We start from the raw sequence: 247 nt of genomic DNA on the forward strand, positions 1-247 counted from the left end.
CTCGGCGGTATCGAATAGCGCCGCGGCTGTGGGCGCGAAGACCTGTATGTCTCCGGTCCACCCCAGCCGTTCATCCCGTTGCGGACAGTCCGTGGGTACATCGAGAAAGTTTCCACGCATACTCCAGACCACGTTCTCGTGGAGCTGATTGAGCAAAGGATCCGAAGTGTGGAACCATCCGGTGCGGACGAGGTCGCTGCTGATCACCGCCGCCCTCACGTCGAGGATCTCGACGTCTGTGCTCTCG

The 247-nt window shown here is 61.1% G+C and carries 1 protein-coding gene; it reads right to left on the reverse strand.

Going from position 1 to position 247, the window contains the following annotated elements; all coding sequences use genetic code 11:
- On the reverse strand, positions 1-247 hold a 247-nt coding region (locus tag SB660_RS22790; RefSeq protein ID WP_410584790.1), incomplete at both ends, for an alpha-L-rhamnosidase-related protein.

The organism is Bacillus sp. SIMBA_005, from assembly GCF_046535585.1.
GTDB lineage: Bacteria > Bacillota > Bacilli > Bacillales > Bacillaceae > Bacillus > Bacillus pumilus.